20 protein-coding genes are annotated in these 19596 nt (G+C 47.5%); 15 read left to right on the forward strand and 5 right to left on the reverse strand.

The window, feature by feature from the left end; translation table 11 throughout:
- Positions 1-87 precede the first annotated feature (87 nt).
- The 4 genes from gcvT to lipM all read left to right on the forward strand — a co-directional run bounded on the left by gcvT (position 88) and on the right by lipM (position 5010).
- Positions 88-1191 carry a glycine cleavage system aminomethyltransferase GcvT gene (gene gcvT, locus C7R91_RS13590; protein WP_047068814.1) on the forward strand — a complete coding sequence of 368 codons (1104 nt, stop codon included), beginning with the start codon at positions 88-90 and terminating at the stop codon, positions 1189-1191.
- A gap of 41 nt (positions 1192-1232) precedes the next feature.
- Positions 1233-2585: an aminomethyl-transferring glycine dehydrogenase subunit GcvPA gene (gcvPA, locus tag C7R91_RS13595; RefSeq protein WP_047068815.1), complete on the forward strand. Its 1353-nt coding sequence runs from the start codon at positions 1233-1235 to the stop codon at positions 2583-2585.
- Positions 2578-4053 carry an aminomethyl-transferring glycine dehydrogenase subunit GcvPB gene (gene gcvPB, locus C7R91_RS13600; protein WP_047068816.1) on the forward strand — a complete coding sequence of 492 codons (1476 nt, stop codon included), beginning with the start codon at positions 2578-2580 and terminating at the stop codon, positions 4051-4053. Before gcvPA ends, gcvPB begins: the two co-directional genes overlap by 8 nt.
- 126 nt (positions 4054-4179) lie before the next feature.
- Positions 4180-5010 carry an octanoyltransferase LipM gene (gene lipM, locus C7R91_RS13605; protein ID WP_047068817.1) on the forward strand — a complete coding sequence of 277 codons (831 nt, stop codon included), beginning with the start codon at positions 4180-4182 and terminating at the stop codon, positions 5008-5010.
- 54 nt (positions 5011-5064) lie between these two features.
- Here lipM and dat read toward each other — a convergent pair whose 3' ends face one another.
- Positions 5065-5916, reverse strand: a complete 852-nt coding sequence (dat, locus tag C7R91_RS13610) for a D-amino-acid transaminase (protein ID WP_047068818.1) — start codon at positions 5914-5916, stop codon at positions 5065-5067.
- A 319-nt stretch (positions 5917-6235) separates the two neighbouring features.
- Here dat and C7R91_RS13615 point away from each other — a divergent pair, with 319 nt between their 5' ends.
- Positions 6236-7573 (forward strand): M28 family peptidase, encoded by a 1338-nt coding sequence (locus C7R91_RS13615; protein WP_047068819.1) that lies wholly within the window; start codon positions 6236-6238, stop codon positions 7571-7573.
- 226 nt (positions 7574-7799) lie between these two features.
- Here the strand turns inward: C7R91_RS13615 and C7R91_RS13625 are convergent, their stop codons facing one another.
- Positions 7800-8807 carry a membrane protein gene (locus C7R91_RS13625; protein WP_047068821.1) on the reverse strand — a complete coding sequence of 336 codons (1008 nt, stop codon included), beginning with the start codon at positions 8805-8807 and terminating at the stop codon, positions 7800-7802.
- A gap of 156 nt (positions 8808-8963) precedes the next feature.
- On the opposite strand from C7R91_RS13625, the gene C7R91_RS13630 reads away from it, so the two are divergent.
- The 3 genes from C7R91_RS13630 to C7R91_RS13640 all read left to right on the forward strand — a co-directional run bounded on the left by C7R91_RS13630 (position 8964) and on the right by C7R91_RS13640 (position 11108).
- On the forward strand, positions 8964-9527 hold the full coding sequence (locus C7R91_RS13630; RefSeq protein ID WP_047068822.1) for an NADPH-dependent FMN reductase: 564 nt from the start codon (positions 8964-8966) through the stop codon (positions 9525-9527).
- Between the two features lie 99 nt (positions 9528-9626).
- Positions 9627-10058 (forward strand): transcriptional regulator MntR, encoded by a 432-nt coding sequence (mntR, locus tag C7R91_RS13635; RefSeq protein WP_017247979.1) that lies wholly within the window; start codon positions 9627-9629, stop codon positions 10056-10058.
- A gap of 120 nt (positions 10059-10178) precedes the next feature.
- Entirely contained in the window at positions 10179-11108 is a 930-nt protein-coding gene (locus C7R91_RS13640; RefSeq protein WP_047068823.1) for a patatin-like phospholipase family protein, read from the forward strand.
- Between the two features lie 41 nt (positions 11109-11149).
- Here the strand turns inward: C7R91_RS13640 and C7R91_RS13645 are convergent, their stop codons facing one another.
- Positions 11150-11509 (reverse strand): hypothetical protein, encoded by a 360-nt coding sequence (locus C7R91_RS13645; RefSeq protein WP_047068824.1) that lies wholly within the window; start codon positions 11507-11509, stop codon positions 11150-11152.
- Between the two features lie 36 nt (positions 11510-11545).
- Positions 11546-12493 carry a DUF1385 domain-containing protein gene (locus tag C7R91_RS13650; protein ID WP_047068825.1) on the reverse strand — a complete coding sequence of 316 codons (948 nt, stop codon included), beginning with the start codon at positions 12491-12493 and terminating at the stop codon, positions 11546-11548.
- 124 nt (positions 12494-12617) lie between these two features.
- Here C7R91_RS13650 and C7R91_RS13655 point away from each other — a divergent pair, with 124 nt between their 5' ends.
- From C7R91_RS13655 to C7R91_RS13685, 7 genes are all read left to right on the forward strand, one after another.
- A complete protein-coding gene (locus tag C7R91_RS13655; protein ID WP_047069476.1) occupies positions 12618-13130 on the forward strand; it encodes a YqhR family membrane protein in 513 nt (170 codons plus the stop codon).
- A 140-nt stretch (positions 13131-13270) separates the two neighbouring features.
- Entirely contained in the window at positions 13271-13711 is a 441-nt protein-coding gene (gene aroQ / locus C7R91_RS13660; protein WP_047068826.1) for a type II 3-dehydroquinate dehydratase, read from the forward strand.
- Between the two features lie 29 nt (positions 13712-13740).
- Positions 13741-14811: a M24 family metallopeptidase gene (locus C7R91_RS13665; protein ID WP_047068828.1), complete on the forward strand. Its 1071-nt coding sequence runs from the start codon at positions 13741-13743 to the stop codon at positions 14809-14811.
- A 41-nt stretch (positions 14812-14852) separates the two neighbouring features.
- Positions 14853-15410 carry an elongation factor P gene (efp, locus tag C7R91_RS13670; protein WP_047068830.1) on the forward strand — a complete coding sequence of 186 codons (558 nt, stop codon included), beginning with the start codon at positions 14853-14855 and terminating at the stop codon, positions 15408-15410.
- A gap of 145 nt (positions 15411-15555) precedes the next feature.
- Positions 15556-16410, forward strand: coding sequence for an aminoglycoside 6-adenylyltransferase (ant(6), locus tag C7R91_RS13675; RefSeq protein ID WP_083995054.1), 855 nt, complete (start codon positions 15556-15558; stop codon positions 16408-16410).
- A gap of 424 nt (positions 16411-16834) precedes the next feature.
- Positions 16835-17404: an RNA polymerase sigma factor gene (locus C7R91_RS13680; RefSeq protein WP_047068832.1), complete on the forward strand. Its 570-nt coding sequence runs from the start codon at positions 16835-16837 to the stop codon at positions 17402-17404.
- Positions 17385-19079 carry a DUF4179 domain-containing protein gene (locus C7R91_RS13685; protein ID WP_047068833.1) on the forward strand — a complete coding sequence of 565 codons (1695 nt, stop codon included), beginning with the start codon at positions 17385-17387 and terminating at the stop codon, positions 19077-19079. The genes C7R91_RS13680 and C7R91_RS13685 overlap by 20 nt, the downstream gene beginning before the upstream one ends.
- Positions 19080-19133: 54 nt before the next feature.
- On the opposite strand, the gene C7R91_RS13690 is transcribed toward C7R91_RS13685, so the two are convergent.
- A complete protein-coding gene (locus C7R91_RS13690; RefSeq protein WP_047068835.1) occupies positions 19134-19595 on the reverse strand; it encodes a DUF441 domain-containing protein in 462 nt (153 codons plus the stop codon).
- Position 19596: the final 1 nt, after the last annotated feature.

Genomic DNA, 19596 nt, shown 5'->3' on the forward strand with positions numbered 1-19596 from the left:
TCCTATCGACATAAGTGCAACTAAGGCCTCGCCAAAGGCTCAGCGAAGCCAAGTTTTCAAGATCTTATTGTTCACAGGAGGTGCCACATGTCCAATTTGAAACGTACGCCACTATTTGATTCTTATGCAAAGTATGGCGCGAAAACCATCGACTTCGGTGGTTGGGATCTGCCGGTGCAGTTTACAAGCATTGGTCAAGAGCATGAAGCCGTTCGGACAAAAGCTGGTCTATTTGATGTTTCCCATATGGGAGAAGTGGACGTAAAAGGGGAAAACGCTCTTTCTTATCTCCAGCGTGTGACGACGAATGACGTGTCCAAGCTGGCAGTCGGGCAGGCGCAGTACAGTGTGCTTTGCTACCCAGATGGGGGTACGGTAGACGATCTGCTTGTTTACAAGTATGCAGATGATCATTACCTGCTCGTCATCAACGCGGGGAATATCGACAAAGACTATGCGTGGTTAAAAGAACATCTGATTCCTGGCGTAACGATTGAGAATATTTCGCCACAGACAGCACAAATCGCGATTCAAGGTCCTTTGGCAGAAACTATTCTGCAAAAGCTGACGACTACAGACTTGTCTCAAATCGGTTTTTTCCGTTTTGAGCGTGATGTACAAGTGAGCGGCATTCCTGCATTAGTCTCCCGTACTGGCTATACTGGCGAAGACGGCTTCGAGATTTATTTGGATGCCGATCGTGCAGCAGAGCTGTGGGATATCTTGCTGGATGCTGGAAAAGAAGAAGGTCTGTTGCCGTGCGGTCTCGGTGCGCGCGATACGCTTCGTTTTGAAGCCAAGCTGCCACTCTACGGACAAGAGCTCAGCAAAGACATTACGCCGATCGAAGCGGGCATTGGCTTCGCTGTCAAGGTAGACAAAGAAGTGCCGTTCATCGGTCAAGAAGTATTGAAGGCACAAAAAGAAAACGGAGCTCCACGCAAGCTGGTAGGGATCGAAATGATCGACCGTGGGATTCCGCGCACGCATTACCCTGTCTATGTGGGGGAAGAGCTCATTGGCGAAGTGACGACCGGAACACAATCTCCAACCTTGAAGAAAAACGTCGGTCTCGCTCTCGTAAAAACCGAGCATGCTGCGTTAGGTACTCAAGTAGAAGTAGAAATCCGCGGAAAACGTCTGAAAGCAGAAGTCGTTGCCGCTCCATTTTATAAACGCCCAAAAAACTAAACGATACAACACATACATCCTTTTAGAGGAGGACAACGTCCGTGAAATACCGCTACCTGCCCCAAACTGATCAGGACAAGCGCGAAATGCTGGAAACCCTCGGCATTTCGAGCATAGAAGAACTGTTTGCTGATATTCCGGAAGAAGTGCGCTTCAAAGGTGCTTTGAATATTCCAGAAGCCCTATCCGAGCCAGATTTGGTGAAGTATTTTACACGCCTCGCAAATAAAAACGTAAACTTCAGCACGCATGTTAACTTTCTAGGTGCGGGTGTTTATCAGCATTACACCCCGAGCACAGTCAATCATATGCTGCTCCGCGGTGAATTCTTTACCGCTTATACACCTTACCAGCCAGAAATCAGCCAAGGTGAACTGCAAGCTATCTTTGAATTCCAAACGATGGTATGTGAGCTGACTGGCATGGAGGTAGCCAACTCCTCGATGTATGACGGCGCGACTTCTTTGGCAGAGGCAGCGATGATGGCTGCTGGTCACACTGGCAAAAAGCGCGTAATCGTTTCCCGCGCTGTACATCCGGAAGCGCGTGGTGTTTTGAAAACATATGCGTATGGTCAAAACGTTGAGCTGGTTGAAGTAGGTATCAACAGTAACGGCGTTACGGATACAGCTGCTCTGGAAGCACTTATCGATGAAAACACAGCAGCGGTCATCGTGCAGTATCCGAACTTCTTCGGAAACGTAGAGGATTTGGGAGCGATTGAGCCAATTGCGCATGGAAAAGGTGCACTGTTGATCACATCCTCGAATCCGCTTGCTCTGGGTGTACTGGAGGCACCGGGCAAATTGGGCGCAGATATCGTAGTGGGCGACATGCACCCATTCGGTATCCCAGCATCCTTTGGCGGACCACATTGCGGATATTTTGCTACGACATCCAAACTGATGCGCAAAATGCCAGGTCGTATCGTCGGTCAAACGAAGGACGAAAATGGCAAACGCGGCTTCGTATTGACGCTGCAAGCGCGTGAACAACATATTCGTCGTGAAAAAGCGACTTCCAATATCTGCTCAAACCAAGCGCTGCTCGCTTTGGCTGCTTCTATTGCCATGACAGCACTAGGCAAGCAGGGTGTACAAGAAATGGCGATGATGAACCTGCAAAAAGCTCATTACGCCAAGAATGCCCTACAAGCAAAAGGCTTGGAGATCGTATTCACTTCTCCATTCTTCAACGAGTTTGTGGTGAAGCTGAACAAACCAGTTGCAGAAGTAAACAAAGGCCTGTTGGCTGCTGGAATCATCGGGGGCTATGATCTCGGTCTCGACTATCCAGAGTTTGCAAATCATACCTTGCTTGCAGTAACTGAGCTGCGTACCAAAGAAGAAATCGACACATTGGCGGCTGAATTGGAGGCGATCACACGTGCGTAACGACCAGGAGAAAGCACTGATCTTTGAAATGAGCAAACCAGGCCGTGTGGGCTACAATTTGCCGGCACTGGATGTTCCAGAAGTAGAAGTAGCAAGCCTTTTGCCTAAGCATCTCATTCGCGAAACGCCGGCTGAGCTGCCGGAGGTATCTGAGCTGCAATTGGTTCGTCACTATACAGAACTGTCTCGTCGCAACCATGGGGTAGACAATGGCTTTTACCCGCTTGGTTCTTGCACGATGAAATACAACCCGAAAATTAACGAAGATGTTGCTCGTTACGCTGGCTTTGCGCAGACACATCCGTATCAACCGGAAGAAACCGTACAGGGCGCTTTGGAGCTGTTGTACAACCTGCAAGAAGAACTGGCTGAAATTACAGGGATGGACGCGGTTACTCTGCAACCAGCTGCTGGTGCTGCGGGTGAGTGGACAGGTCTGATGATGATCCGTGCCTACCACGAGAGCCGTGGGGAAGGCCATCGTACCAAAGTTATCGTGCCGAATTCCGCGCACGGAACGAACCCGGCATCTGCTGCTGTAGCTGGCTTGGATACCGTAACCATTGCATCTGACGAGCGTGGATTGGTTGACATTCAAGCGCTGCGTGATGCAGTAGGACCTGACACGGCTGCTTTGATGCTGACGAACCCGAATACGCTCGGATTGTTTGAAGAAGATATCGTCGAAATGGCGAAAATCGTCCATGAAGCAGGCGGCCTCTTGTACTATGATGGTGCGAATGCGAACGCGATTTTGGGAATTGCCCGTCCGGGAGACATGGGCTTCGACGTGGTGCATCTGAACTTGCACAAAACGTTTACAGGACCTCACGGCGGTGGCGGTCCAGGTGCAGGTCCGGTCGGCGTGAAAAAAATTCTCGAGCCATTCCTGCCTGCACCAATCGTAGCGAAAAAGGAAGACGGCAGCTTCTACTGGGACAGCAATCGTCCGGCTTCCATTGGTCGCGTAAAAGGCTACAACGGAAACTTTGGCATTCTCGTTCGTGCGTACAGCTACATCCGCACGATGGGGCCAGAAGGCTTGCTGCAAGTTTCCCAAAATGCGGTGCTCTCCGCCAACTACATGATGCGTCGACTGGCAACGGCTTACCATCTTCCATTTGATCGCGTCTGCAAGCATGAGTTCGTCCTGTCTGGAGTGATCCAGAAAAAGCAGGGTGTACGTACGCTCGATATTGCAAAACGCTTGCTCGACTTCGGTTATCACCCGCCAACGATCTACTTCCCATTGATCGTGGACGAGTGCCTGATGATCGAACCGACCGAAACTGAGACAAAAGAAACGCTCGATGAGTTCATCGACGTTATGCTGCAAATTGCCCGCGAGTGCGAGGAAACGCCAGAAATCGTTCAGGAAGCTCCTCATACCACTGTGGTCAAGCGTTTGGATGAAGCGACAGCGGCAAGAAAGCCAATCCTGCGCTATCAACCGCAAGCAGAATCCTAGATTCCAGGAGAAGTCGCCTGTTGTTACGGGCGGCTTTTCTATCGGCGCAAATTAGCCCATCAGAGGCTTGCCGTCCCTCGTGCCAGAAGCGTACAATGAAGGCGTTGTGAATGAGGAGGTACATAGATGGAACAGTGGCGATATATCGTAACGCAAGCCATGTCACCCGCGATGAATATGGCAGTAGATGAAGCAATTTTGCAGTTGCACAGTGAGGGAAAGGTTCCCCCGACCGTTCGTTTTTACACGTGGGACCCAGCAACACTGTCAATTGGCTATTTCCAGAAGGCCATCAAGGACATCAATCTGGAGGAAGTTCAAAATAGAGGACTGGGCTTTGTTCGCAGAGCGACGGGAGGGCGTGCTGTTCTCCACGATCAGGAGCTGACATACAGTGTCATCGTATCCGAAGACCATCCGAAAATGCCTTCGAGCGTGACGGAAGCCTACAAAATCATCAGCTTGGGACTGCTGCACGGGTTCCAAAACCTTGGACTCTCGGCGGAAATGGTCTCCTTGGCAAGTGAAGAGGAGAAGGAAAAGTATACGTCTCCAGGTTCATCCGCCTGCTTCGATTCTCCCTCTTGGTATGAGCTCGTGGTAGAAGGGAAAAAAGTAGCGGGAAGCGCTCAGACCCGACAAAAGGGTGTTATTCTTCAGCATGGCTCTATTCTCCTTGATATGGACGTAGATTTGCTATTCTCACTCTTGCATTTCCCATCGGAGCGGGTAAAACAACGGATGATCGATAGCTTCCGACAAAAAGCAGTGACGATCAACCAAGTAAGCCCTCGGCCAATCAGTCTTCAAGAATCCATCGAGGCGTTCTCGAAAGGCTTTGCATCCGGACTGGAAGTGGAGCTGATCCCTTCATCGCTTACGGACGAAGAACTCGCTTTGGCAGAAGAACTTGTGAGTACGCGCTATGCTACAGACGAATGGAATCTGCGTCGTTAAACGATAAAAAAAGCTCTCTCGGATGCATCTACATACCGGGAGAGCTTCTTTTGATTACACGAGTACACTTGTGTTGATATGCTGTTCAAACAAGTCTTGTAGCGTAAGTGCGACAGGTCCTGGCTGTCCGTTGCCGACATCGACGCCATCTACCGAGATGAGCGGCATGATCTCCGCGGTAGTGCTGGTGAGGAATACTTCATCGGCTTGCTTCAAGAAAGCAATGTCGAATGCTTCTTCATGGACAGTGATGCCATTGTTCCGAGCCAAATCAATGACCACTTGGCGAGTAATTCCGTGCAGGATCAGATTGTCAGCCTGATGCGTATACAACTCGCCATTTTTCACGACGAACAAATTGGATGCGCTGCACTCTGTGATGACGCCGTTGCGGTGCAAAATCGATTCTTGGGCACCTGCATCTTTTGCGTATTGTTTGACCAGAACAGCCCCTAGTAGATTGAGCGTTTTGATATCGCAACGCAGCCAGCGGATGTCTTCGACGAGCTGAGCTGTCAAGCCTTTCTTCATATCGGCAACAGGGCGGTCCTTGCGACGGACAAAGCCCATAATTACAGGCTGGATTCCAGACGGAATATCGTGTACACGGGGAGCGGTGCCACGAGATACTTGCAAGTAAAGGGTGGCGTCGTCATTCTCCGTGATGTTGTTCTTGGCGATCAGCTGATTCGCTAAGTCTGTCAGCTCTTCTGCGCTCCATGGAAGCTCCATTTTTATTTCTTTGGCACTTCGAAACAAACGGGTAAGATGTCCATCCCATTGATACATGCGTCCCTTATAAATACGTACTACCTCATATATGCCATCCCCAAAGTTATAACCACGGTCCTCTGGATGGACTGCGACTTGCCCTTCTTCTACCCATTTGCCATCTACATATAGCATGGTACTTCCCCCTCAATAGATTCCAATCCGTTTCTTTCAAACGGTTTTTTTATTGATTCCACCTTAGCAAAAGGCAAGGACATCGGTCAATTTGAAAGTCGCCTTTTCTTTATCAATAATCTTACGGAGTAAAGCCCCGTTCTATTAAGAATTCATATGGAAGGAAGTCACACGAAAAATCGACGTTTTGGGCAGAAGAAAGCGAAAGCTGTCCAGGGATGGCGCAGGATGAAGTTATTTGACTAACTATTCTGACTAGACTCGATTTGTCGTAAACGCCCATAATAAATAGCAAAGAGCGAAGGAAAGGGAGAATGCTATGCGATCTGTTCGTCACTATGCGCTATGTGCCCTGCTTGTCTGTGGAACGATATTGCCGATACCTTTCCTTTCACATCGTGCTCATGCAGAGGAAGCTCATGATTGGATCGATAATGAACGCTTGTACAGCCATGTCGAGCATCTGGCGAGAACAGCCCGTCCACCTGCTACTGAAACGGAATTTGCAGCTGCTGTCTATGTGGAAAATACACTTCGATCTTACGGGTACAAGACCAAGCTCGATCCTTTTTCTTATTATACGTACCGAAAGCCTACTACTCTATCCCTGACGATGGAAGAATGGCCCGGTCAAAAATGGACAGTAAGCGGATTTTCTTTTGGGATTAATGGAACCGCGACAGCAGAAGTGGTGGATGCAGGCTTGGGAAGGGCCGTTGATTTTGTAACCGATGCCTCCCGGGGAAAGATTGCCTTGGTCAAACGAGGGGAAATTCCGTTCGGAGAAAAAGTACGTCAAGCAGCGGCTGCCGGAGCCGTTGCTCTGATCATCTGGAATGATCGGGAGGAGGGCTGGAATGCTTCACTGGGTGAACCCTTGGATATCGCTGTTCCTGTAATCGCTTTGTCCAAAGCGGATGGGATGAAGCTACAGAAACGCATCATGGACAAGCGGCCCGTAAAGGGAACCGTCAGGGTAGAAGGAGCCGTAACGACCAAGCAAACCTCGTATAATATCGTGGCAAGCCGAAAGCCCAATCAAAATGAAACCGGGCAGGTCGTCATGGTATCCGCTCACCATGATTCCGCTGGGCTATCAGCGGGGGCAAATCACAATGGCTCAGGTGTAGCGGCCTTGCTTGAGATAGCGCGTAATATGGCTGACAAGCCGATCGATACGGAAGTGAGATTCGTCAGCTTTGGTGGGGTTACCTCGGGAAGTAGAGGCCCGATTGCTTATGCCAATGCCTTATCTGCCAAAGACCGACAAGCTATGATTGCAGCCTTCTATGTCGATGGGGTGGGCAGTCAAAAGGCAGAGCTGGTTGCAACCAATTCACTGGGCAACGAAAACCTGCCAATCCAACTCCTGAGAGCAACGGGGGTGTCTCCTAGCGATAAGGATGGGAAACGTGCACGAAACGGTCCAGCAGGCGCTTTAGCCGCCGCGGGTATTCCTACGGCACTTGTAACGAGTGCAGGGACGGGACAAGCAACAAATGACTCCATCGCGCAGATTGATTGGGCACAAATCGCAACGGCGACAAAGGCGGTCCTTTCAGCGATTGACAAAATTACAGACCAAACAACGCCAGCTTATCCGATGGGTTCCCCAAATGGGGGACAGCTGAGAGCGGAAAGTGAGGCTTTGCAATAAACGTCTCCTTCGGGGGACGTTTTTCGTTTGTGATAAAATAAGGGGGAGTAACCATGGATGGAGGAGGCCTCCGTGACGATGAGTCCATTAAATATTTTAGTGTTTATCCTTGTACTTTTGGTACTGATCGGAATATTGAATGCGATCCTATAATGCAATCCTGTAATGTGAAAAAAAGTGGCCAAGATTCTGTCTTGACCACAGGAGCTACGAGTAAACAATCCAGTCAATTCTGATGCTTCCAAACGTACCAGCCCATTAGGAACATGCCGCAATAAGTCGCTGCACTGGCGATTGCAGACATACTCCACGGAACAACGAGTGTGAGGAGAGAGAAAACAAATATAGCAAGCAGCATGACGACAATGAGCGGGAGCATTTGAAGATGTTGACGTGTCGCAATTGGATGTGTCAACGAATAGAGTAGGGCTGCGATAATGACTCCACCATGTAAAAGTGAGAGGATAGCGAGAAGCCAATCGCCACCCGGCATCATTTGAACCAAAATTTGTTTGATAGGCAGTACAGAGGCGTGGGCATCATGCCAATGGGCAAGAAGGATAGCTTGACCTAGCATCGTGAACAAGAGGAAGATTCCGGCTCCGATGATTGCCCCCATCCGAACAGCTCGCTCATGAGACGCACGTAGTGCCAGTGGTAGAGTCGTGGCCAAGCCGATGAGAAAATGCAAGGCAAGGAAAAATACAGCGTGAATCAGCCAGTTCACATTCAATTGATAACCCAAGCTCGGTATTGGCACATGGGATTGTGCGGTGAAAATCAATCCGAATAATAATAAACCGACAGATAGAGATATAGCTGTTGCAGTGACAATCCATCTCCAACGATTTATGATAAAGAAGATGGCTGCAATGGTCAGAAGGATGAACCATAAAGGAGAGAGCTCCTCCAAGAGGAAATCTGCCTGTTGGCCAAGCATGACTCCTGTATACCCCAATAGCAGAATGTGGGTGATGACAGAAAGGCTAGAAGCGAACGCTTCGCCAAACAATACGTAGTACAGCTCATACAGAGAGTGAATTTGCTTGCGATGGCAAAAGGTCAACAGCTGGACGCCGAACCATCCGAGACCAAGAGCCGCAAGGGCAATGCCTATTGTCCCCCAGGAACCGAAATAAGTAAAAAAGCGTAACCACTCATATCCACCCAAGTAGAATCCACCTAACGTAGACCCTGCAAAAAGCACGGCGATTTGCCAAGCGACTTTGTCCATAGGCATCATCCTCACTTGAAACTTGGTACAAGTGTATGAGACAAATAGGTCTGTTCAGAACAGATGATATTAAATAAACATAAATGTTTACAAATTATACTTAATGGAATATAATGAGGAACATACCAGTATTTAGATTATCGATGGGGTGAAACCATGAAAATTGTAGGAATAGCCGGAAGCATGAATGCCAATTCTACGACAAAACAAGCGATTCATATTGTACTCGAAGCAGCGAAGGCTGCAGGTGCCGATGTTGAAATGATTCATCTCGCGGACTGGAAGCTGCCACTGTACGATGATCGTGATGATACCAGTACGTACCCTGAAATAGTCCATCGATTTGTCAAAGCGGTTTCTGAAGCAGATGGTCTTGTAATTGGTTCGCCTGAATACCATGGCACAATGACAGGTGCTTTGAAAAATGCTATTGACTTCTTGGAAGGACGCATTTTGCGTGACAAGCAGGTTGCCATTATTGGTGTCGCTGGGGGAAGCATGGGCGCTACGAACACGGTCAATACTTTGCAGTTAATCATGCGCAATCTGCATGCATGGCCATTGCCATCTAGCCCTTCCATCCCGAGTGCATACAATGCCTTTACACCAGAAGGCAAGCTGAAGGATGAGCGATTGCAGGCGCGAATGGAGCAATTGGGTCAACAACTTGTACAATATGTCCAAATGATGAACCCAACACCAGAAAAACAGCTGCGATAGGTACTTTTCTCTTGCAAATGCTTCTCATTACACGGTATCATATTTCTACGTGCCTTTTTTGGCTAGATGAAATAACGGTTTGGAAATGAGGGGTTCACAATGCCGCCAACGCCGAGTATGGAAGACTATTTGGAACGCATTTACAACTTAATTGAAGAAAAGGGCTATGCTCGTGTCTCCGATATTGCTGAAGCGTTGGAAGTACATCCCTCTTCGGTCACGAAAATGGTTCAGAAGCTAGACAAAGACAAGTATCTCGTTTACGAAAAATACCGTGGACTTGTCTTGACGCCAAAAGGGAAAAAAATCGGAAAACGCCTAGTGGACCGTCACAGTCTTCTGGAAGAATTTATGCGGATCATTGGCTTGGATGAAGAGCACATTTATCAGGATGTGGAAGGAATCGAGCACCACCTGAGCTGGGAATCGATTACATGCCTGGAGTATCTGGTTCAGTACTTCGAGGCAGATCCAAAACGTATAGAAGAGCTTCGTAACATTCGTTTGTTAGATGAGCAAAAAGAGGAATAGTCTATATCGTTATCGTATTATAGCGCAAGCCGATCAGGCTTGCGTTTTTCTTTGTGGTAACGGAAAAGCTGTCGTCTTATACATGGAGAATGGGGAGGAATTTTAGGGAGGGGAAGCAAGGTGAAAGCGGATGCGGTCTTTGAAGGTGGCGGCGTAAAAGGAATCGCTTTTATCGGTGCCTTGCGAGTCATGGAGGAGAATGGATACACATGGGAAAGACTCGCTGGTACCTCGGCTGGCTCCATTGTTGCAGCTTTACTCGGCGCAGGCTATTCCAGCCATGAGTTGAAACCGGTCTTTGAAGAGCTGGATTACCTTCACTTTCTCAAGAGCTCAGGGCTGGGCAGACTTCCTCTCATCGGGCCAATCTATGAACTAGTCATGCGAGAAGGGGTTTATCGAGCAGATCGTATTGAGTTGTTCATAGAGGAGTTGTTACAGCGAAAAGGTGTACGAACATTCGGAGATCTTCCTCCTGGTAAGCTGAAGGTTGTCGCTTCTGATGTCACAGATGGAAAAATGCTTATATTTCCCGACGATTTGGCACGGTATGGTGTAGAACCAGATGATTTTCCAGTGGCACGAGCGGTTCGCATGTCTTCGTCTATCCCGTTCTTTTTTCAGCCTGCAAAGCTGCAAAGTGCAGGACATGTCCATTATATTGTCGATGGCGCATTATTGAGCAACTACCCCGTGTGGTTATTTGATGTACCAGGGACTCCGCGGTGGCCGACGATTGGTTTTCGTCTGAGTGATGATCAAGACAAGAGAGAAGCGACCAGCATTAAAGGTCTTTTTTCCTTCTCTCGTGGATTGCTGGCGACAATGCTCGATGCACACGACCGCCTGTATGTGGAAAAGGCAAAAGCCGTTCGGACGATTTTCATCCATACTTTAGGGGTGAGAACCACCCAATTTCAGCTGTCAAAAGAAATCAGGCAACAATTGTTTGAGTCAGGGGAGGCAGCCGCTCACAAATTTTTGGCACAATGGGACTTTGAAGATTACGTCAAAGTGTTTCGCAATACCTCTCCGAAAATGCTCGTCTAATAAAAAAACAGGTCGCCGAATTCAGGCAGCCTGTTTTTTTATTAGTGAGAGATATTATTTTGCGATTTTTCGTCTTGTTTCTCTTTTTGCTTCCCTTTGCTGCCCTCGATCACACGAAACGGATGATCTTTTCGCGGGGTACTCGACTGCTTTTTCACTGCTTGCCGAGCAATGGAGGGCTTTGGCTTTACCTTGACCTTTGGCTGTCTAGGTTTACCTGCTCCTGAGCCTTGTGAAAAGAAGGAGCCGGTTTGTAAATAGTTGCGCACGACCAAGAAAAGTACAACGGATAATCCCAAGATGACAATCGTACTGACAGGATCATGGATGAGTGTTATCAAAAAACCGTAAATCGCCAATACGATCACTATCAGAATCACTGGTGGAATACGGCGTAACATAGGGCTTCACCTCTATGGGAATAAAAATGCCTCACGTTATCCGGTCGTAACCATTCTTTCCTGCACGTGCTTCTGATCAAGCTCCCGCATCTTTTGGAAGGAAGCGATGGCTACCTCGACTTGGCTGTCATCTGGTTCACGAGTTGTGATCTTTTGCAACCACAATCCTGGATAACCAAGGTAACGTAGGACGGGTACATCACGGAGCTTGTTTGTCCACTGCAAAACCTCATAAGAGACGCCGATTACCAGTGGCAAAAGAACAATGCGTTGTACGACCCTCTCCGTCAGGGAGTCATAGCTAAACAGTGAGTAAATCACTACACCGACGAACACTGAGAAAATGAGAAAACTGCTCCCGCAACGATAATGCAGAGCGGAAAATTTTTGTACATTGGCTACTGTTAATTCTACCCCGGATTCGAATGCGTTAATCACTTTATGCTCGGCTCCGTGGTATTGAAAAAGCCTTTTAATCAACGGAGTTTGTGCAATTGCTGTAATATAGCCGAGGAGGAGCAGAATTTTAAATCCGCCTTCAGCCAACGTTTGAGGAACGCCATCCGGTACCCATTTTCCGAGTAAAAAGTCTGCCAGGAAAACGGGAACGAGTGTAAATACGAATTTCCCAAACAGGAAGGAAAGTACCCCGACGACAGCAACACCTAAAATCATGGTGAGCTTCGATGGACCTTCGGAGACCTCTTCTCCAGACTCCATACTGTATTGTTCAGAGGCGAAGTTGAGATGTTTGGCCCCATTGGCGCTGGCTTCGACCAAACCAACAATCCCACGCAAAAACGGAATCTTTTTCAGCGTAGTAATCCATTTATATTCGGACCTTGGGGATTCAAAATACTCAATTTCATGATTTTTTTTGCGAACAGCCGTAACAGTCGTGGTTTTGCCACCGAACATAACTCCTTCGATGACGGCCTGACCGCCGTAGCTAGGTACGTTTTGTTGCGCCAATACAATCACCATCCTTACCACTATATTAACGGAAATGGCGACTTGAAGCTACAAGGAGTTCGCACTTTTCCAACAAATGTAAAGCAAAAGTGAAAAGCGTAGAGGAAGAGCATACTAGAGAACAGAGGTGATGGAAATGGAAATAAGCAAAACAGGACGGAGGCACAAGCAAGCACGCGTATCCCCTACCGAAGAAGGCAGGCAAGGCAGTAAAAGAATCTCCACTTCGAAGATTTTGGAGGTCGCATTCTGGGGAACTATCATTTGGGGGCTGGTTCGATTGATGGCTCACTTTTTGAACATGACCCCGTACGGAATCGGAGCATTTGCACGTCCTTTTATCAGCATCGAGGACGAAAATACGTTTACGAGCGTGTGCCTTGGTGGTATCGTGCTGTTCGCTGAAACAGTCGTTGCTTCATTTGTGTTCAGCTTGTTATTTAGCCGGATCCGTGCGTGGTGGCTGGGACTTGTCTACGGGGCGGTCATGTTATTGATAGCGGGTTTCTTCTTTCACATCGGAAATTGGGAGGTCGCCACCTTAAGTACGGAAGGCGCTTGGTATTTGTCGTTTGGCTTGTTCATTGGGATGACAATCATACTCGAGCAATCAGACGAGAATCATGATTGGAACGAGTTCACAAGGTAGGAGGATTTCTCCGTTCCTTGTCAAAATGGATGTAACAATGTTCGAAATGTTGTTTTGGCGATTGTCTACTTTGGATTCAGAACGGCATGTGGTAAAATGTTTCATTAATAAAAAAACTTTTATAGGGAGAGGGATGGTCGATGACTTCCGTCTTGGTACTGAACGGGCCCAACCTGAATTTATTGGGGACAAGGGAGCCGGATGTTTACGGAAGGGAAACGCTGGAGGATGTGGTGACAATCCTAACGGGTGTCATGGATGAGTTGGGCGGAAAGCTTGAGCATCTCCAATCGAATCACGAAGGTGTCCTCATCGACGCGATTCATCAGGCGAGAGGTGTCCATGACGGCATCTTGATCAATCCAGGGGCATTCACCCATTACAGCTATGCGATCCGAGACGCATTGGCCAGTGTGGCTCTGCCAACGATTGAAGTACATATTTCCAATATTCATGCACGGGAACCATTTCGACATCACTCCGTCATCGCACCTATCGCGATTGGACAAGTAGTCGGGTTGGGGATCGATGGGTATGAATGGGCGTTAAGAGCGCTCGTCCGTAAAATCGAAAAAAAATAAAAGCATTCAAAAAAGGGGAAAAGGTTGCCATGAAACATCGTCTGCATAAATTGCGCGAGGCACTTACACAAGTGGGAGCAGAGGCGTTTATTACCGAAAAAACAGAAAATCGCTTCTACTTGAGTGGCTTCACCGGATCAACGGGATGGGTAATTGTCACCGAAAAAGAGGCGTTTCTCGTCACTGACTTCCGCTATGTGGAACAAGCGCAAGAACAAGCGCCTGAATTTACAGTGGTAAATAACGAAAGAAAAGCTGTTGAAGCGATTGCAAAACTCCTGCGAGAAAAAGGGATCAAGCGCTTGGCATTCGAGAGCAGCGTATCCTTTAGCACCTATCAGGAATGGGACAAAGGATTTGACGGAGTAGAGATGGTGCCAACAAGCGGTCTGCTTGAAAAAATCCGCATGTTTAAAGACGAATCCGAGATGGTTATTATTCGTGAAGCGGTTCGTATAGCTGAAGCGGCATTTACGCATATTCAAGGCTTCATCAAGCCAGGTGTGCGTGAAGCCGATGTTGCCTTGGAATTGGAATTCTTCATGCGCAAGCAAGGAGCGACAGGCTCTGCATTTGATATGATCGTAGCTTCAGGTGTGCGCGGTGCTCTGCCACATGGACGTGCGTCCGAGAAAGTGATTCAGGCAGGGGAAATGGTTACACTCGACTTTGGTGCTGCTTATCAGGGCTACCATTCCGACATCACACGCACCTTGTCTGTGGGCGAGCCAGACCCGAAAATGCGTGAAATCTACGAAATCGTTCTGCGTGCGCAGCTGGCAGGTTTAGAAGCTCTGAAGCCAGGTGTATCCGCAAGAGACGCTGACGCAGCAACGAGAGATATCATCACAGCAGCAGGCTATGGTGACGCGTATGGACATAGCGCAGGTCATGGCCTCGGATTGGAAGTTCACGAGCTGCCAGGGCTGTCGACTGTCAGCACCTTCGTATTGGAGCCAGGTATGCTCGTAACGATGGAGCCAGGCATTTATGTAACAGGACTTGGTGGTGTTCGGATCGAAGACGATGTGTGGATTACAGCTGATGGTCATGAGAACCTGAACAAGTCCACGAAAGAGTTGCTCATTTTGCCTGTGTAATTTATACTTATTCTGTTATTGATTGATTTGGGAGGACTACCATGATCTCTGTAAACGATTTTCGTACCGGTTTGACAATCGAAGTGGATGGCAATATTTATACCGTGCTAGAATTCCAACACGTAAAACCAGGTAAAGGTGCGGCTTTCGTTCGCTCCAAACTGCGCAACCTGCGCAACGGCAACACGACGGAAATGACTTTCCGTGGCGGTGAAAAAGTTAACCCTGCCCGCATCGAATCCAGCACCATGCAATACCTGTATGCGAGCGGAGACGAGTACACTTTCATGAATACCGAGACATATGAGCAAATGACGTTCACTCGCAACCAAATCGAGCGTGAGCTGCGTTTCCTCAAGGAAAACATGAACGTGCAAATCATGCAGTACAACGGAGAAACAATCGGTATTCAATTGCCGAATACGGTTGAACTCGTTGTGACAGAATGTGAACCAGGTGTAAAAGGTGACACTGCTTCTAACGTAACGAAGAAAGCAACCTTGGAAACTGGTTTCGTAGTAAACGTTCCTCTCTTCGTAGAAGAAGGAGAGCGTTTGATCATCGATACTCGTACGGAAGCATACGTTTCCCGCGCGTAAAAGCAAGGATTGCAAGAAAAGCTGTGCCCAAAAATGGGTGCAGCTTTTTTTTATTTGCTCCTCCAATTGATACAGTATTGTAAAAATTATGCAATTGCACTACATTAAGTGGTACGGAGAAAGAGTAAGGTGGAGGGGTATGGCTTTGAGAACGGAACAAGAAATGATGAGCATGCTGATCGAATTCGCCAGGAAGGATGATCGAATCCGCTTGGTAACCTTGGAAGGGTCACGCACGAACAAAAATATACCCGCTGATCCATTCCAAGATTATGATATTTCGTATTTTGTGACTGAGATGGATTCTTTCAAGGAAAATGATCAATGGCTCGATGTTTTTGGGACTCGGATTATGATGCAAAAACCGGAGGATATGGAGCTTTTTCCGCCCGAGTTAGGGAATTGGTTTTCCTATCTTATGCTATTTGAGGACGGTAATAAAGTAGATCTGACGCTAATTCCGATAGACGAGACAGCACAGTATTTTGCAGATAGCGACGGCCTGGTTGAGGTTTTGCTGGATAAGGACGAGCTTATCAAACACGAGGTGCTCCCTTCCGATCGTCAATATTGGACCCGGAAGCCAACTGCTAGAGAGTTTGATGACTGCTGCAACGAATTTTGGATGGTCTCTACTTATGTTGTCAAAGGTTTGGCGAGAAAAGAAATTCTGTTTGCGATTGACCATCTCAACGAAATTGCCCGACCGAATTTGCTCCGAATGATGGCTTGGCAAATCGGATGTGAGAAAGGGTTTACCTTTAGTGTCGGGAAAAACTACAAATTTATCGATCACTATCTTTCAAAGAAGGATTGGGAAACATTACTGTCCACTTATTGCGAAAATGGCTACGCAGAGATGTGGGAATCGTTATTCACTTGCTATGACCTATTCCGAAAGTACTCCAAATCAGTGGCAGAAAGTCTCGGATATCCATATCCAAATTACGACGAAGCCATTACCAAGTACGCGGAAAATATTTACCATTCATGGAAGTAATGGACGCCATTCGACCGCCTTTCTTAAGGGCGGTTTTCTTATGTTGTTAGATCGCTTGACCACCAAAGCTGGCGAGAAGAAAAAGCACAGGGCTCGTAGACCTTGACAACGCCTACCCAGTCGGAACTTAAAAAAGGGGACCACGCTTGTCGAACACCTCTTCTTTGAGATGCTTCCGCCCGTAGGGTGGCTTTGGCTCGACGGTCCCCTTTTTTAAGTGTAGACGGCCAGTAAATCCCCTCTGCTGGCGTGTCAGAGTCGAAGAGAACTGTGCTTTTTCTTCTCCTCCCCCATGTTGACTCAAACTTTTTTAAAAAAATGCATTCATTTTTGGAAAGAAAATACAAGTTGATCCGTTAATCCATACGAGCCTGCCAAAATGAACGCTGCGCAGCGAACTTTTTTGAAATTAGGAGGACTTCCTTTGCAGGATGATTGGTTGCTTATACAACAGGTACAAAAAGGGAATCGGGATGCCTACGCGCACCTGGTCGACAAGTACAAAGTACGATTATACAGCTATCTTTATCGAATGACGGGGCAGCAACAGGATGCCCAAGACCTGACACAAGAGGTTTTTATCAAAGCGTACTGTCAACTGGACAAATATAAGCCGACAGATGCTTTTTTGGCCTGGCTGTATCGGATTGCGTCCAACTTGTGTATAGACGCGTGGCGCAAGAATAAGCACTACGCCAAAACACCTTTGGAAGAGACAAGATTGATTGAATCCGATACACCCGAGAAAGCTTATTTGGAAAAAGAAAAGCAAGATACCTTGCAGCAGCAAATCATGGCGTTGGGTGAAGAATACCGCGTTGTGTTTTTGCTGAAATACTTGGAACAGATGAGCTACAAAGAGATTAGCGAAATTTTGGGTGTTCCGGTTACAACTGTACAAATGCGTATCCATCGCGCCAAGAAAAAGCTCCGGACTAGTATCGCGCAAGAAATGTCAGGAGGTGCTGCAATCTATGAATTGCTCCAAAACTGAAGAGTTGCGCAATTATCTGGCTGGTGAGCTATCTGCAGGTGAAGCTAAACTGCTGGAACGACATGTCGAAGACTGCCTGCTCTGTCAGAGGCTGATGATGGAAGAAGAGGATAGCAGGGAGGAGTTCCCGAACCTGCACGTTCCAAACGCGTTGCCCTCAGATTTTACTTCCCAGGTAATGACAGCGTTAGAGCAGGTGAAATTGCCAAAGCCAAAACCAAACTGGAAAAAAAGGAGCGTAAACATTATGAAGAGAACAGCTTTAGCTGTAGCGAGTGTCACGGCAATCATTACGTTTGGGTCCATGGTGTCTCCGACTTTTGCGAACTACGTAAACAGTGTCATACAATCCATACAGGGCATCGACCAAGGAATGAAGCAGGCAGCAGAGAAGGGTTATGTTCAGGAAATCAATAAAAAGGTGACGGATCAAGGAATTACACTGGTTGTAAAAGAAGTGGTTGCGGATCCAGTGCGGATGGCGATTATTGCCAATATCGTGGACCAAAATGGCAAGCGTATCCCGTTTGATGTGGAAAAAGACGGATTGTCCCTTACGTACAAAACCAAGTCAGGTGAAGAACTGAATCCTGGGGGAGGGGGCTATACCTACGGTGAAGAAGGAGAGTATCTTGTCGTCAGCCATGATATTTTCCGATTCCTGAAAGATAGCAAGTCATTGCCGGATGAGATAATCGTCGGTGTCGAAGCAACTATACTGGGTGGGAAAGAAGGAAGCTGGAAGGTCGAGTTTCCCATTGATATGAAAAAGACAAGGGAAGTGGCACACCATACAGAGATCGGACAAAAGTACACGACACCGCAAGGAATAAAAATCATATTACAAAACATAATGACGGTTCCAAGCACAAGTTTGCTAGAGATGGAAACAGTCTGGACAAAAGAAAGAGAAGAACAAATCCAAAAATGGAAAGAGCAAAACGGATGGATTGTAAAAGAACCAAAAACAGGTGTGTTCACAGAAGCGGAGAGAATGGAGAGGTATTTCATCGACATGGGAGTAGCGTTCCAGCTATTCGATGAAAAAGGGAATGTAGTAGCAGGATGGGACGATGCCTTACATGAAGAGCTTAACCAGATTCGAAAGAACAACGTAAAGCATTCGTACCGAGGAAAAGTGCATGATGACGGGAAAGGAGTTACGAAATGGAATGGGATAACTCCATTAGCAAAGGATCAAGCGTACAAATTAAAAATGCACTCCCTGTACCTGTATGAGCCATCGAAATTTCAAGCAACCATCCCGATGGATACCTTGTTAAAGGGTAAGGTGACCGTGACGAACAGTGACAGCACCTATAACCTAACGGGTTTTACCTTAAAAACAACGGAGGACGAAGAAAAAATCGGGGATGAGACCTATTTTGGAAAAGGTGCACTGATTTCGTTCTCGGCTATACTGCCAGAAGGGATCGTCTACACGACTGAATGGACGGCACAGGATGAGTCCAAACAAACCTACAATGTATCGCTTAAAGGAACAACATATACAAGAGGCAAGGATGGACGGGTGCATGTTGCAGGAACATTCTTCATCCGCGACCTTGAAAAACAGCCAAAAGAATTAAAGCTGTCCCACGCTATTCAACAACGCCAATATCAGGACCTCAACTGGGAAGTTCCATTTGAGATGTCGAATAACGCCAAACGTTAAAGCAACATAGACAAATCCCCCTCCTGGATGTATAAGAGGGGGATTTTGTTTTTTTTATTTGCTTCCAAACCACTCCCAAAGCTTCAACACAAACGCTGTAATACCAGCAGCCATCAAAGGCCCGACGGGAATGCCCCGAAAAAACACAATGCCAATAATCGAGCCAATGACGAGTCCGACAATCATATGTGGCTCTGAGCGCAGCAAATCGAGTCCTTTTCCATTCATCCAGGTGGCAATGGCCCCACCAGCCAGTGCGGTTAAGCCGACGACCGTAGTGAAAAGAGGCGTGACGTCTTTCCATGATATTTTTTCGCTGGCGAATGGAACCAGTACGGAAATGGTCAAAAAGAGCAGCCCGAGCTCCAATCCGCGCCGTTCTACTGTTGGGAAAAAACGCTCCAGTGCCGTTAGCTTCAACACCAACAATATACTTGCGGCAGTCGCAATAATGGGTGAGCGCCCAATAAGACCGATAACGATTAGGATGACCAGCATCACTTCTCCAGACATCATT

This window comes from Brevibacillus formosus (assembly GCF_003013405.1).
In the GTDB taxonomy this organism is placed as follows: domain Bacteria; phylum Bacillota; class Bacilli; order Brevibacillales; family Brevibacillaceae; genus Brevibacillus; species Brevibacillus formosus.